The organism is Leucobacter sp. cx-42, assembly GCF_014529985.1.
Lineage (GTDB): Bacteria > Actinomycetota > Actinomycetes > Actinomycetales > Microbacteriaceae > Leucobacter.
Genome location: NZ_JACVMU010000001.1, coordinates 489,795 through 503,517 on the forward strand (window position 1 = coordinate 489,795; position 13,723 = coordinate 503,517).

Here is a 13,723-nt window from a genome sequence, read left to right on the forward strand (position 1 = left end):
GTGGCCAGCACACGGGGCTTAGTGGGTGATGAGTTTGGAGAGAAAGTCTTTGGCTCGGTCGCTCTGCGGGTTCAGGAAGAACTCGTCTGGCGTCGCCTGCTCGATAATGCGGCCGTCTGCCATGAACACCACGCGATCGGCTGCCTTGCGCGCGAAGCCCATCTCGTGTGTGACCACGATCATCGTCATGCCCTGCTGCGCGAGCTGCACCATGACATCGAGCACCTCGGTGATCATCTCCGGATCAAGCGCAGACGTCGGCTCATCGAAGAGCATGACCTTTGGCTGCATCGCAAGCGCTCGAGCAATTGCCACGCGCTGCTGCTGCCCGCCGGAGAGCTGTGCAGGGAGCTTCGCCGCCTGCTTATCAACGCCAACGCGGGCAAGGAGTTCCATCGCCTCGCGCTCGGCGTCTGCTTGCTTCATGCCTCGGACGCGGATCGGCCCCAGCGTCACATTCTCCAGAATCGTGAGGTGGGCGAACAGGTTGAACGACTGAAACACCATGCCAACATCGGCGCGCAGCTGGGCAAGCCCACGCCCCTCTGCCGGGAGTTCTGTGCCGTCGATGCGGATCGATCCGCTCGTGATCGTCTCCAGCCGATTAATCGTGCGGCACAGGGTCGACTTGCCGGAGCCAGACGGCCCAACGATCACGACAACCTCGCCGGCGTGCACCGACAAGTTCACATCAGTCAGTGCCTGAAACTCGCCATAGTGCTTCTGCACGTTTACTACGACGACAAGCGGTTCTTCCGCGCTCATCTTGCCTCCACCGTTGGATTCGTTCGTCCGCAGCGGGTCACGCTGGAGACGTTGGTCATTCGACGGTTCAACGCAGAGGCACCGCGAGACACTCTGGGTCTCGCGCTCTCAGGGGGTCGATCGCTTCTTCGTTGAACCGGTCAGACCCTCACGTTAGGGGTGGTTACTCCTCCGATTCAGTGCTTTGAGCTGATCTTGAGGAAGGCCTTGAGCATTACTTGAGGTTGGCTCGCTGAGGGGTGAGATTGATGATCAATTTGACGGGTTCGCAGAGGTTAACGGCGCTGCGATCTGAAGTAGTCTGCGGCTCCCGGGTGCAACGGCATGGGGTCGGTGAAGATAGCCTCACGGGTATCGAGCAGTGCTGCGACGGGTGCCTTGCGCGCGATCGCAGCCCGTTCCGCGAACAGGGTCTCAGTCACCTCTCGAATCTCGCCGCGGTCTGCATCAGCCGCCGTAACCAGGTAGTTCGGAATCGTCATGGTGCGTGTCTGATCTTCGATTCCGTAGGTGCCTCGTGGGAGCTCAGATAGCCCGTAGACGTCTGCGTGATCCGCGTTCAACTGGTCAAGAATCTCGGGCGTCACTGGCAAAATGCGGATCGGAAACTCGGCTGCGAGGTCAGCGACACCCGGGGTCGGAATAGCGCCGACCCAGAAGAACGCATCGATCTCGCCGGCTCGCAGTGCCTCCGCAGCGGGCTGCGTGCCCAGGGTGACCCAGCGCGGTGCGGTGTCGGTGTCGATGTCGGTGTCGGCCTCTGTCTCGGCCTCGGCTCCGATGTCACGCTCGCTCATGCCGGCGGCTTCGAGGATGCGATGCGCGATCACCTGCACGCCTGAGCCAGGTGAACCGAGGGAAATACGAGCATCTGCGAGGTCGGCGAGCGTCACAAAACTCGAGTCTTTGGCCACCACGATGTGCACGTACTCGTCATACAGCCGCGCGACCGCGGCGAGTTCGAGCGGCTCAGCAAAATCACCCTCGCCAGCCAACGCATCTGCAACGGTATCCCCCTGCGCGAAACCAAGGAGTGCCTCTCCCCGACCGATGCGCTGCAGGTTGTCGACCGAGCCATCAGTCTCAACCAGCGTCATCTCACGATCGGTGCGCGCCGAGAGCTCGTTCGCCAACGCCGTGCCATACGCGTGGTAGACACCGCCGGGATTGCCGCCAGCAATGACGCCGGGGGCATGCGGAGCGGCGCACGCGGTGAACAACAATAGCCCCACGCACAGCACCGCGGCCGTGGTCAGTCTGCGTACCCAGTGTGTGATCATTCGCCGTCACCTTCCGAAGTGAACCGCAGTTCCACGTGCAACCCTCCGCCCTCCGGCGAGCTCAAACACAGCGTGCCGCTCGCGCTTTCCAGCAGCTGATTCGCGATTGACAGGCCGAGTCCTGAGCCAGCGATGTTCTGATCACGGGTGTTCCGCCAGAAGCGGGTCTTTGCCCGCTCAAGGTCAGCGGGTTCGAGCCCGGGGCCGGAATCGCGGACGCTGATCCGCGCCCCATCATCGGTACGTTCTGCCCGCACGTCGATGCGACCGCCGCGCGGCGAGAACTTCACCGCATTGTCGAGCACTGCGTCGAGCGCGCTTTCGATCACCGTACGGTCGGCAATAAGCATGAGCCCAGGCTCTGCAAACGCCGAGACTTTGATGAGCCGCTGGCTTGCGACAGCGCGCCAGGCATGGGCGCGGCTGTGGGCGAGCTCGCCGAGATCGACCAGCAAGCACGTTGGTTCAGACTGCGCAGTGCGGGCCAGCCGCAGCAGCGTGTCCAAGATTTGTGTCATTCGTTTGCCGTCTTCACGGGTATTTTCGATGTCGGATGCCCATTCTCCACCGAGACCCGTGGCCAAGACTTCCACCCGCATCAGGAGCGCACCGAGCGGATTTCGTAGCTCGTGCGATGCGTTCAACACGAACTCCTGCTGCCGGGTGACCACCTGGTCGATCTCGGCAGCCATCGTGTTAAAGAGCTTGATTTGCGACTGGAGTTCCGGCGGCCCTGTGGTGTCCGCGATACGGGCCTCCGTCTCGCCCCTGGCAAAGGCCTGCATCGCCTCGTCCACTCGCCGCAACGGAGCAAGCACCCACCGAGAAAGCTGAAAAATGACCAGGGTTGCGAGACCGACAGTCACGAGCGAAATAGCCCCAAGCAGCAGCCACTGCCCCCAAATACCGCGGTTCGTCTGATCCACGCTTGCCCCTATGGAGATGGCGCCGACCACGAACCCATCGTTCACGATGGGTTCTACAATCGTCGCCGGTTGACGGGACCAGGGCAGCGGGCCGACGGCGACCTCACCGCGTCTGCCAGACAGCGCGAGGCCGACGGCGGCCTGCAACTCGGCGGAAATCTCCGCACGGCGTTCAGTCGTCGTTGCCCAGGCTTCGCCAGCCTGATCGAACACCGTAATCTCGGCGTCGTACAGGTCACCGTACCGCCGCATATCTGCTTCGAGCGCAGCTGGGTTCTGGTCTGCGAGCGCCTGCCGAGCTACGGACAGAAAGTAGTGCGCATCGCCAAGCTGCTGGTTGGAAAGCTGTTGTTCTGCCGTGCGGGCAAGGCTCCACCCGTATGCGCCACCGAGGGCCATCAACACGACGATCAGCGGCGTGAGAAAGGCGACAACAAATCGCTTTCGCATTGATCAACTCACCGCAAGCCGATACCCAAGCCCCCGCACGGTATCGATGAGTGATTCGCGGTCGAGTTTGCGGCGGATCGCCCCGACGTGCACCTCAAGCGATCGGTTGAACCCCGTCCAGTCGGTGCCCCACACCTCCCGGATGATGCGATCTCTCGGAACCGCAACCCCCGGATACCGCGCGAGAACCTCCAATATCTCAAACTCTTTCGGCGTGAGTTCAACCGATACCGCAGCCACCGTGGCGAGCCTGTTGGTGATGTCGATATAGACGTCGTGCACGTCGATCACCAAGCCGAGTTCACCCGCGACCGGCACCATACGAGACCGTCGTGTCACCGCTTCGATGCGCGCAACGAGCTCACGCACGTCGTACGGCTTCACTACGAAATCATCCGCACCAGCATGCAACCCTCGGATGCGTTCCTCAACCTGGCTTCGTGCGGTCGCGATGATGATGGGGACGCCGGAGAATGCGCGGATCCGCCGACATACATCAAGGCCGTCGATATCGGGCAGCCCCAGATCAAGGATCACCGCTGCTGTTTCTGGCGAAACTGCGTCAATCGCAGACGCACCGTCTGCAGCTTGCACCGTGCTGTAGCCAGCCTTCCCGATGAAGGCGCTCAGCGCGTCAGACACCCGTTCGTCATCTTCGACAACCAGAATTTCCACCGGAAGTACACCTCTCTGTTGTGCCCCCTTGACCCATCACTTTAGAGGGGAACAGAGCACGTCGAAAGCTGTCACGCACGACTTGTGATCCTTCACACACCGAAATGAGCTTGTCTGAGGAAACACTAGCGCCCTCCCCACAAAGTTGTGGGGAGGGCGCTAGCTCGCCGTGCGGGCGAGTTTGTCAGCTAGTAACGCTCGCCTACACGCACCTCGTAGCCTTCGGCGCGAAGCGCCTCAACTACCTCGACGCCGTGCTCTGAGCCACGGGTCTCAATGTGCAGCTCGAGCTCAACCTCACTGATGGGGAGCTCGGTCGCGTGACGAGTGTGCAGCACCTCGACAACGTTTGCGTTGTGCTCAGCCACGATCGACGCGGTGCGCACGAGCTGGCCAGGTACATCAGGGAGCAGGATGCGGAGCTTGAGGTAACGCTTCGACGCAGCCAGGCCGTGACCGATCACACGCTGCAGCAGCAGCGGATCAATGTTGCCACCCGAGAGGATGGTCGCAGTCTTGCCTGCAACCTTGATCTTGCCTGCGAGCATCGCAGCAACGCCAGCCGCACCCGCGGGTTCAACCACGAGCTTGGTGCGCTCGATGAGCATGACAATGGCGCGTGCGATGTCATCATCGCTCACGGTCACCACTTCATCAACGAAGTCGCGGATCAGATCAAAGTTCAGCGTGCCAGGGCGCGCGACAGCGATGCCGTCAGCGATGGTGGGACGTGTCTGGATCGTCACGGGTTCGCCTGCCTCGAGCGAAACCGGGTAGGGCGCAGCGTTTTCAGCCTGCACACCAATGACCCGGATCGTGCGGCCGTGCTCGGCAGCCCACTTCTTTGCAGCGACTGCAATGCCCGCGATGAGGCCACCGCCACCGATCGGCACGACAAAGTTCTCGATGTCGGGCTCGACCTCGAGCATCTCGAGTGCAATCGTGCCCTGGCCCTCGACGACAGCGGGGTCATCGAACGGCGGGATGAAGATCGCACCCTGCTCCTTGACGAACGCCTGCGCTGCCGCATTGGTCGCGTCAAAGGTCTGGCCGACAAGCTCAACGTTTGCGCCGTAGCCACGGGTTGCCTGCAGCTTCGGCAGTGCAACACCAAGCGGCATGAAAATGGTCGCCTTGATGCCGAGCTCGCGCGCCGCATACGCCACGCCCTGCGCATGGTTACCAGCCGACGCGGCGACGACGCCGCGTGCACGCTCTTCTGCCGTCAGCTGTGACAGCCGGTTGTACGCACCGCGAAGCTTGTATGCGCCGGTGCGCTGCAGGTTTTCACACTTGAGGAACACATTCGGCACCTCGAGAATGTCGGCGAGGTAGCGCGATGATTCGAGCGGCGTCTTGCGGGTTACCTGGTGCACCACACCGAGCGTCCGTTCGAAGTCGGCGAGCTCGGGGGTGCCGTTCTGCCAGGTCATGCGTTTCCTCCTCCACGCGTCAGACGCGCAATGTATTTCGCCCGGGATTTAGCTTCGTGCTTCACGTGGTCTCTTCGATGAAACTCCGCTGCCGGGTCTATGTTTGGGTCCCACTTCTTCTGCACGAGTGTGTTCACAATAGCGTTCGCAGAAGCTGCGAGCGGAACCGCGAACAGCGCGCCGGGAATACCCGCAAGAAGCGCACCGGCCGACACCGCGAGGACAACACCGAGCGGGTGAACTCGAACTGCGTTACCCATGACGAGCGGCTGCAGCACGTGGCCCTCGATCTGGTTAACGAGGATAACGACGCCGAGCATCAGCAGCGCGTTAATCGGACCGTTGTAGACGAGCGCGATGAACGCGGCAAGCATACCGGTCGTAATTGCACCGAGGAACGGAATGAACGAGCCAAGGAACACAAGAATCGCAATCGGAATTGGCAGCGGCACTCCAAGGATCGCAGCGCCAACGCCGATGCCAAACGCGTCAACGAATGCTACGAAGATCTGTACGCGGACGTACTGACCGACCGACAGCCAGCCAGCGCGGCCAGCCGCATCGACGGGCGAATGCGCCTTGGCAGGCAGGAAGCCAATCACCCAGATCCAGATTCGACGGCCGTCGATCAGCAAGAAAATGAGCGTGAAGAATGTGAGCAATGCACCGGTGATGACCTGGCCAGCTGAGACTGCGACGCCCATGGCGCCGCTCCAGATCTCACCCTGGTACTGCGACAGGCTAGACAGGAGATCTTGCAACCAGTTCTTCATCTCATCAACCGGGAGTCCCCAGCTGTTGTGCGAAATCCAGAGCAAAGACTCTTGCCAGACCTGTTCAGATCGGGTTACGAGGTCGTCGAGCCCATTCCGCAACTGCGAGACGATGAGGGTAATCAACACCCACAGCGTCGCAAACAGCAGGATGAGCGAAGAGAGCACACCCGACCAACGCGGCAGTCCGCGTCGTTCAAACCAGCTCACGATCGGCATCAACAGCGCCGTCAGCAGAATTGCGATCAGGACGGGCACGACAATAATGCGTACCTGCACGATGCCCCAGAGCAGAGCTGCAGAGGCCAGGGCGATAATAATCAGTCGCCATGACCAAGCCGCGGCAACGCGAATACCGAGCGGTAGCTCGTATGTTGCGTTGCGCTCGTCCACCGGTTCACCCGAGGATCCACCACGTTGTTCTTCCACACTGGTCAGTCTACTGACGTGCTACTCCATGTGGCGCATGTAATTCACAGCAATCGGGCGCGGATCGGCCAAACGAAAAGGGGCGGACCGGCTTTCGCCGATCCGCCCCAAAATTCCTGTGATTAGCCGTGCAGCGCAGGGACAATCAGGTAGATGCCCACAAGCACGACCACAGCCGAGAGCGCGAAGCATACGTATGCGCCTGCGGTTGCCCAACCGGGGCGGCCGTCTTCTTCAAGGTCATCGTCTTCAGCATCGCGCGAAGGACCGTTGGGCGCCTTCGAGCCGTCAGCAAGACGCGGCGCAGGCTTCGGTGTTGCGAGGAAGCGGATACCGAGCGAGTACAGGGCAACTACGAAGACCGACGCGAAGAGCGCTGCTCCGAAGACCTGAACGAATGCGATCCAGTCGATGGTCATTTGTCGCCGTCCTTCTTCTGCTGCTTTTCTGCAGCACGTGCTGCCTTTTCTGCTTCACGCGCAGCCTTGTCAGAACGCACGGCGCTCTGTGCAACGGGAGTGAGGGGCGGGAGGGTGCCGGTCTTGGTGCGAACACGCTTGACCTTGCTCTTACGAATACGGACCGCGTGGCCTGCCTCAGCGACGTCTGCAATTGCGTTCGAAGCCGTAACCGCATTGCGGCGCGAGCGGAAGAAGATGAATCCGATCACGAGCGCGCCAACGACCGCGTCGATGATGATGCCAACCATGCCGAGGTGAGCGATGACCGCCGCAAGCGCGCCGACGAGGCCGGCTGCGGGGAGGGTGAAGAGCCAGCCGGAAGCAATGCGGCCGACGGTACGCCAACGCACGGTCGAACCACGGCGGCCGAGGCCGGAGCCGATGACCGAGCCCGAAGCAACCTGAGTCGTCGAGAGTGCGAAGCCGAGGTGGCTCGAAGCGAGAATCGTTGCAGCGGTCGAAACCTCAGCGGCGAAGCCCTGCGCGGGCTTGACATCGGTGAGGCCCGAGCCCATCGTGCGGATGATTCGCCAGCCACCGGAGTAGGTACCAATTGCAATCGCGAGTGCACACGCGATGATGACCCAGAGATGGGGGCCAGTGTCGGGATCCTGCATGTTCGCGGCAACGAGCGTGAGGGTAATCACGCCCATGGTCTTCTGCGCGTCGTTCGTGCCGTGCGCAAGTGCAATCAGCGACGACGACACGATCTGTGCGTAACGGAAGCGGCCGCGGCCGTCCTTCTTACCGTCGTGACGACGGGTAATTGCATACGCAGTCTTAGTCGCGGCGAATGCCACGATGCCAGCGGTGAGCGGTGCAGCAAGCGCGGGCAGCAGGATCTTCGAAACGAGACCGCCACCGTTAATCGCGCCAAAACCGGCGCCGACAACTGCGGCACCAATGAGACCACCGAAGAGTGCGTGTGACGAGCTCGAGGGCAGGCCGTAGAGCCAGGTCACTAGGTTCCAGACAACGGCGCCAATGAGGCCCGCAAAGATCATTTCTGGCGTAATAAGTACGCCACCATCGCCCTCATTGATGAGACCGTTTGAAATTGTCTTTGCGACCTCAGTTGAGAGGAACGCGCCGACAAGATTCAAGATTGCAGCCAAAGCGACTGCGGTCTTCGGCTTCAGTGCACCGGTTGCGATGGGCGTAGCCATCGCGTTTGCGGTGTCATGGAAGCCGTTCGTGAAGTCGAAGAAAAGCGCTAGCACGATGACTAGCAAGACGACGATCGTGAGTTCCACCGGTCTCTTTTCGTTTGCATGTAATGCGAAATGTCGACGCGCGCGAAAGCCAGCCGATGTAGCCATCCCGTCATACGCTCGTCACTTAATGTTTCCACCTCAGTAACCAGAGGTCAAGCTGAGCGCGCACGTCCGAAGATCCAAAAAATCCAAGCGTTCACAGGCAGAGAATCATAAACTGAGAATTGGCTTGAAACGCCCTGAAAGGAGCACGCCATGAGTGCAGCTGAAATTGCCGATTTCACCCCAGAAAGCGGCGCAATCACGATGTTCTCGACGAGCTGGTGCAGCTACTGCAAGCGTCTGAAGACCATGCTTGACAAGACCGGCATCCCCTACGAGATCGTCGATATTGAAAACACCGAAGGCACGGAAGAACTCGTGAAGTCGGTCAATGGTGGCAACGCTGTTGTGCCGACCGTTGTCTTCCCCGACGGAACGACCGCAACGAACCCCTCGTTGCAGGACGTCCAGGCACGCCTCGGCGCCTAGTTTTCTCGGCGTCTCGCGACGCCTCCACGTGTGGGGCGGATCCGACAGCTCGGATCCGCCCCACACGCATATCCGGACTACCCGAAGTTTGCGCGCACGGCCGCGTACCGCGCCTCGGGTACCCGCTTGAGCTTGCCGGCAATCTCCATGATGGGCACCGCGACGATCTCGTCGCCGCGCAGGGCCATGAGGTTGCCCCACTCCCCCTCGGCGATCGCGTCCGCACCGGCAATTCCTGTGCGGGTTGCCAGTACGCGGTCAAAGGCCGAAGGCGATCCGCCCCGCTGCAGGTGACCAAGCACGGTCGCACGTGTCTCGATGCCGGTGCATTCCTCGATGCGCTGAGCGAGATGATCGCCAATGCCGTGCGCGCCACCTCGCAGTTCAGCAGGCTGCTCACCCGCAAAGTCGAAGCCCTCGGCAACGACCACGAGCGCAGAGCGGTCGCGATCAGTGACGTGCTTCACCCACGCGCACACCTGGTCGAGTGTCTCCGGCTGCTCTGGGATGAGCATGACGTGAGCGCCGCCTGCGATGCCCGCGTGCAGCGCGATCCAGCCCGCGTCCCGGCCCATCACTTCAAGCACCATGCAGCGGTTGTGTGATTCGCCCGTCGTCCGCAGCCGGTCGATTGCTTCAGTGGCAATGCCAACTGCGGTGTCGAACCCGAAGGTGTAGTCCGTCCCTGCGAGATCGTTGTCAATCGTCTTCGGCAGGCCGATCACATTGAATCCGACACGGTCGAGCAGTCCAGCTACGCGCTGGGTGCCGTCGCCACCGATGAGAATCATGCCGTCGAGGTCATATTCAGCCATCTTGCTGCGCAGATCCGCGAATTCTTCCTCGGTGCCGTCCTTCGACGGGAACGGTGACCAGCGACTCGTGCCAATAAACACGCCACCGCGCGGTGAAAGCCCACGCACCGCGGCGCGGTCGAGCGTGACGAGCTCGTTCTCGTGGAAGCCGCGCCAGCCGTCGATAAAGCCGACCATCTCACAGCCGTGTACCTCGGTGCCGCGCAAGACGGCTCCGCGGATCGCAGCGTTCATTCCGGGGCTGTCGCCGCCCGAGCACAAGACACCAATTCGCATGGCGCCAGCCTAGCGATTCCACAGCCTCGATAGGGAGTGTCTCCCCCGAAGACGGTGCGGGTTACGCCTCCGCGATCGCGCGCTCGAGCACGCTGATGAGCGCGAGCAGCTGAACCGGGTCAGCGTTCTCCTCCTGCGCAGGAGCTCCGTCGAGTGCACGCGCCGCGAGACCGGCCTTGCCGTCGATGAGTTCGGCGATCCGCGCATCAATGGTCTGCGCCGCGATAATGCGCCAAGCGGTCACCGGCTCGACCTGGCCAATGCGGTGCACGCGGTCGATCGCCTGAGTCTGCTCGGCGTCGGTCCAGCTGAGCTCTGCGAGCACAACGTTCGACGATGCCTGCAGGTTGACGCCAACACCTGCCGCGGTGAGCGAGCAGACTGCGACCGCAACCTCGGGATCCTTGTTGAACGCGTCGATCTGCTCCTGGCGGAACGTCGCGGTCTGATCGCCACGAATCGACACCGTCTTGAGACCCATCTCGGCCAACTGCGCCTCTGCGCGGTCCATCACGTGAATATGCTTCGCAAAGAATACGACCTTGCCGACCGAGCGCGCGAGCTGCGCGGTGTAGTCGACAGCGAGCGACGCCTTGGCCTCGCCAATCGTGCGAACCATCGAGAAGACGTTGAGGCCGTCTGCCGAAGCGTTCGCCTCTTCGAGCTCCTGCATGCAGACCATGCGGATGATCGCTTCGTCGGACAGCTTCGCGCCGAGCTTGCCGCCCTTGATGGTGGTGAAGCGATCGAGCAGCTTGCGAGCGAGCTTCGTCTCGGCATCACGAATGCCGCGACCGAGATCGTCATCAAGCTCAACGGGAAGGTCGACCACGCGCTTCGCGGGAAGATCGGCTGCAACGTCAATCTTGCGACGACGCACGATACCCATCGAGACCACGCTCTCGCGCGCCGCAGGGTAGAACGCAGGATCGGCCGGGGTCCAGCCGTTGTTCTCCAGCTTGGCCATGAGCTCGGGGCCGGGCTTTTCAGCGTCGGTCCAGCCGAGGAAGCGCCAGATCGCGCGGAAGTCATCGACCTCATTGATGAGCGGGGTACCACTCAACGCGATTGTCAGCGGCTGCACACCGGGAGTGCGCTCACGAATGCTCTCTGCAATCGAGAGCACCGCCTTTGACCGCTGCGACTGCACGTTCTTGATCATGTGCGCCTCATCGACGACCATGCCCTTGAAGCCGAAGCGTGAAATCCAGCTGAGGTGACGGTCAAGAATGTCGTAGTTCACGACAAACACGTCTGCGAACGCGTCCATATCGCGGCCATCACCGTGGATGACGGTGACACTGCGCTGCGGCGTCCAGCGCTCAACCTCACGTGCCCAGTTCATCTTCACGACGTTTGGGACAACAACGAGCAGCGGATAGGCGTCTGCGACCGATGCCGCAAGCACCGACTGCGCGGTTTTGCCAAGGCCTGGCTCATCTGCGAGCAGGAAGCTGCGGTGGCCGTCACGCACACTCGCGAGGAACTTCGCCTGGTGCTTCATCAGCTCGCGACCCTGTGGCGCGAGGCGATCGGGGACGGGCGGATCGGGCAGCGCCATGCACGCTGCACCCTGGCCACCCTGTTCAAACGACTTCAGCAGCGGGCTCAGCAGCTCCCAGTTCGCCAGGCGAACGACGGGGGTCGGGCCACGCTGGGCGTCCAGGCCGGGTGCGAGGAACGGATTCGACAGCATGCGGGCTTCGATGCCAGCGGGCTCAACCTGGCGTTCGGCAAGCTCTGCGGGAACGACCTTTGCGACCGCGGTCTCGACCGGCGCGGGAGCTTCCTCAGGAACGTCGATGCCTGCCTGGACGAGCATCTTTCGCTTCAGCGCGCGGGTCGCCTCAGGTACGTTCGCTGCCGGCTCGAGCAAGGTAATGAGGCTCGTATCGCGTGCGGCGGTCTTCGCGAGAATCGATGCGACGCCGTCCAGACGCTTGAGCGTCTCTGCACGCTCTGCAGCACTGACCTGCTCGTCAGACTTCACACGGGCACGCTCTTCACGCATGAGGAGCGCAATCGCTTGGAACTTCGCACGGTTCTGCGGAGTGGCCTTGCCACGCTGCGCCGAAGCTTCTACCTCGCGCACCGCACGAGCGAGCAGCGGGATGATGCCCTCGTTATGCGTGTGCTTGCGACGGCCATTCGAGCGCGACGAATTCTTCGAAGCAGACTTGCGCGTACCAGCGTTGCTTGCCAATGGATCTCCTGATCGGCGGGGTGTGCTGTTGCGCGCCTAGCAACGTGAATAACACGGAGGCGCAACACCTGAGCGACCGAAACCTCGGTCTACGCAGATTCTAGCACCCTACGCGTCTGCGCGACGTCTTCTGCCATCTGTTCAAGGAGCGCGTCGAGCGAGTCGTACTTCTCCATGCCGCGCAAGCGCTGCAAGAACTGCACCTCGATCGGCTTGCCATACAGATCGCCGGTGAAATCGAGAATGAACGCCTCAACACGGGACTCTGCATTCGGCGTGAACGTCGGGTTGTTTCCCACCGAGATTGCGGCCTCGTGCCGCTGACCGTCAAGCACCACCCAGCCAGCGTAAACGCCGTCTGCTGGCACCTTGCCCTCGACCTCGCCGCCGAGGTTTGCCGTGGGGAACCCGATCTCACGACCGCGCGCATCACCGTGCACGACAGTGGCGCGGATCGCGTAGGTGCGACCGAGCATCTCAGCAGCGGCCCGCATGTCGCCGACCTGCAGCGCCTCACGAATCATCGACGATGACACGTTGCCTACGCCGGGGCAAGCCACGCCATCGACCACCTCGACCGTGAAACCGTACTGCTCACTTGCGGCAACGAGCATAGCTGCATCGCCCTGGCCGCGGTGGCCGAAGCGGAAGTCTGCGCCAAGGATGATGTGCTTCGCATTGAGTTCACGAACGAGCACGTCTGAGATGAATTGATCCGCCGGGATCGCAGCAAACTCAGCGTTGAAATCGACCATGACGCAGATCTCAACACCGATCTCCGCGAGCAGCTCGAGTCGCTGGTTCGGGCTCGTGAGCGCGACGGGGCACGCCTCGGGATTCAAGAACCGCATGGGATGATCCGCGAAGGTGAGCACCGCCGAGGTCAGCCCCTCAGCCTCAGCAACCGCACGCATACGCGCGAGAATGCTGCGGTGGCCCAGGTGAATGCCGTCAAACTTGCCAACGGCGACCACAGAGCCGTGGCTCACCATGGCCGGCTGGACCTGATCTGCCGATGAAACCGTAAGCATAAGTTACGCCTTTGCGCTTGGGCGCGTACGCCAGAGCCAAATGAGGCCGAGCACGGGAAGCACGACCGGGATCCACACGTAGCCCGAGCCAAAGTGCGACCAGACCGACGCGTGCGCGAAGTACTGCGGCACCGCGTAGCTCAGCACGCCAACGATAACGACGCCTGCGAGCTCAAATGAGAGCGCTCCCCAGGCGATCTTGCGCCAGACTCCGTGACGCTTCATCAGTGCGATCGCCGCAACGATGTAGACCACGCCAGACAGTGCTGACAGCGAGTAGGCAACGGGTGCCTCATCGAACTTCGAAATGATCTGGTAGACCGAACGGAACGTCGCAGCAAGCGCGAGCACAATGTAGGCCGCGATAAGGACTTTTCCCAGGCCGCCTAGGCGCTCCGTGGACTTTGCTGCTTCACCAGATTCGGTGGTTACCTGATCGACGTTTGACACCCCAGCAGTCT

Annotated in this window: 13 protein-coding genes; 1 reads left to right on the forward strand and 12 read right to left on the reverse strand. The window is 61.8% G+C overall.

All coding sequences use genetic code 11. The annotated features are described in order from the left end of the window. Nucleotides 1–18: 18 nt before the first annotated feature. The 8 genes from ICM05_RS02185 to ICM05_RS02220 all read right to left on the reverse strand — a co-directional run bounded on the left by ICM05_RS02185 (nucleotide 19) and on the right by ICM05_RS02220 (nucleotide 8,445). Entirely contained in the window at nucleotides 19–765 is a 747-nt protein-coding gene (locus ICM05_RS02185) for an amino acid ABC transporter ATP-binding protein (RefSeq protein WP_188022902.1), read from the reverse strand. 275 nt (nucleotides 766–1,040) lie between these two features. Beyond that, entirely contained in the window at nucleotides 1,041–2,045 is a 1,005-nt protein-coding gene (locus ICM05_RS02190; protein WP_188022903.1) for a TAXI family TRAP transporter solute-binding subunit, read from the reverse strand. After that, entirely contained in the window at nucleotides 2,042–3,421 is a 1,380-nt protein-coding gene (locus ICM05_RS02195) for a HAMP domain-containing sensor histidine kinase (protein WP_188022904.1), read from the reverse strand. Before ICM05_RS02195 ends, ICM05_RS02190 begins: the two co-directional genes overlap by 4 nt. 3 nt (nucleotides 3,422–3,424) lie before the next feature. After that, nucleotides 3,425–4,096, reverse strand: a complete 672-nt coding sequence (locus ICM05_RS02200) for a response regulator transcription factor (protein ID WP_188022905.1) — start codon at nucleotides 4,094–4,096, stop codon at nucleotides 3,425–3,427. Between the two features lie 188 nt (nucleotides 4,097–4,284). After that, nucleotides 4,285–5,529, reverse strand: a complete 1,245-nt coding sequence (gene ilvA / locus ICM05_RS02205; RefSeq protein WP_188022906.1) for a threonine ammonia-lyase — start codon at nucleotides 5,527–5,529, stop codon at nucleotides 4,285–4,287. Then, the gene (locus ICM05_RS02210) at nucleotides 5,526–6,731 is read right to left on the reverse strand and encodes an AI-2E family transporter (RefSeq protein WP_188022907.1); all 1,206 of its coding nucleotides are present in this window, start codon (nucleotides 6,729–6,731) and stop codon (nucleotides 5,526–5,528) included. Before ICM05_RS02210 ends, ilvA begins: the two co-directional genes overlap by 4 nt. A gap of 122 nt (nucleotides 6,732–6,853) precedes the next feature. Next, nucleotides 6,854–7,150, reverse strand: a complete 297-nt coding sequence (locus tag ICM05_RS02215; RefSeq protein WP_188022908.1) for a hypothetical protein — start codon at nucleotides 7,148–7,150, stop codon at nucleotides 6,854–6,856. Then, the gene (locus ICM05_RS02220; protein ID WP_188022909.1) at nucleotides 7,147–8,445 is read right to left on the reverse strand and encodes an inorganic phosphate transporter; all 1,299 of its coding nucleotides are present in this window, start codon (nucleotides 8,443–8,445) and stop codon (nucleotides 7,147–7,149) included. Before ICM05_RS02220 ends, ICM05_RS02215 begins: the two co-directional genes overlap by 4 nt. A gap of 216 nt (nucleotides 8,446–8,661) precedes the next feature. Here ICM05_RS02220 and ICM05_RS02225 point away from each other — a divergent pair, with 216 nt between their 5' ends. Continuing rightward, on the forward strand, nucleotides 8,662–8,937 hold the full coding sequence (locus ICM05_RS02225; RefSeq protein ID WP_188022910.1) for a mycoredoxin: 276 nt from the start codon (nucleotides 8,662–8,664) through the stop codon (nucleotides 8,935–8,937). A 77-nt stretch (nucleotides 8,938–9,014) separates the two neighbouring features. Here the strand turns inward: ICM05_RS02225 and ICM05_RS02230 are convergent, their stop codons facing one another. The 4 genes from ICM05_RS02230 to ICM05_RS02245 all read right to left on the reverse strand — a co-directional run bounded on the left by ICM05_RS02230 (nucleotide 9,015) and on the right by ICM05_RS02245 (nucleotide 13,712). Further along, nucleotides 9,015–10,028, reverse strand: a complete 1,014-nt coding sequence (locus ICM05_RS02230; protein ID WP_188022911.1) for a 6-phosphofructokinase — start codon at nucleotides 10,026–10,028, stop codon at nucleotides 9,015–9,017. A 61-nt stretch (nucleotides 10,029–10,089) separates the two neighbouring features. Continuing rightward, complete coding sequence (locus ICM05_RS02235) at nucleotides 10,090–12,231, reverse strand: DEAD/DEAH box helicase (RefSeq protein WP_188022912.1); 2,142 nt, start codon at nucleotides 12,229–12,231, stop codon at nucleotides 10,090–10,092. 89 nt (nucleotides 12,232–12,320) lie between these two features. Beyond that, on the reverse strand, nucleotides 12,321–13,262 hold the full coding sequence (locus tag ICM05_RS02240) for a bifunctional riboflavin kinase/FAD synthetase (protein WP_188022913.1): 942 nt from the start codon (nucleotides 13,260–13,262) through the stop codon (nucleotides 12,321–12,323). Nucleotides 13,263–13,265: 3 nt separating this feature from the next. Beyond that, nucleotides 13,266–13,712 (reverse strand): hypothetical protein, encoded by a 447-nt coding sequence (locus ICM05_RS02245; RefSeq protein ID WP_188022914.1) that lies wholly within the window; start codon nucleotides 13,710–13,712, stop codon nucleotides 13,266–13,268. Nucleotides 13,713–13,723: the final 11 nt, after the last annotated feature.

Bases quoted from the DNA above. Each gene is read 5' to 3' on its own strand.
- ICM05_RS02185 (WP_188022902.1), bottom strand. From the start codon at position 765: ATGAGCGCGGAAGAACCGCTTGTCGTCGTAGTAAACGTGCAGAAGCAC.
- ICM05_RS02190 (WP_188022903.1), bottom strand. From the start codon at position 2,045: ATGATCACACACTGGGTACGCAGACTGACCACGGCCGCGGTGCTGTGC.
- ICM05_RS02195 (WP_188022904.1), bottom strand. From the start codon at position 3,421: ATGCGAAAGCGATTTGTTGTCGCCTTTCTCACGCCGCTGATCGTCGTG.
- ilvA (WP_188022906.1), bottom strand. From the start codon at position 5,529: ATGACCTGGCAGAACGGCACCCCCGAGCTCGCCGACTTCGAACGGACG.
- ICM05_RS02215 (WP_188022908.1), bottom strand. From the start codon at position 7,150: ATGACCATCGACTGGATCGCATTCGTTCAGGTCTTCGGAGCAGCGCTC.
- ICM05_RS02225 (WP_188022910.1), top strand. From the start codon at position 8,662: ATGAGTGCAGCTGAAATTGCCGATTTCACCCCAGAAAGCGGCGCAATC.
- ICM05_RS02230 (WP_188022911.1), bottom strand. From the start codon at position 10,028: ATGCGAATTGGTGTCTTGTGCTCGGGCGGCGACAGCCCCGGAATGAAC.
- ICM05_RS02240 (WP_188022913.1), bottom strand. From the start codon at position 13,262: ATGCTTACGGTTTCATCGGCAGATCAGGTCCAGCCGGCCATGGTGAGC.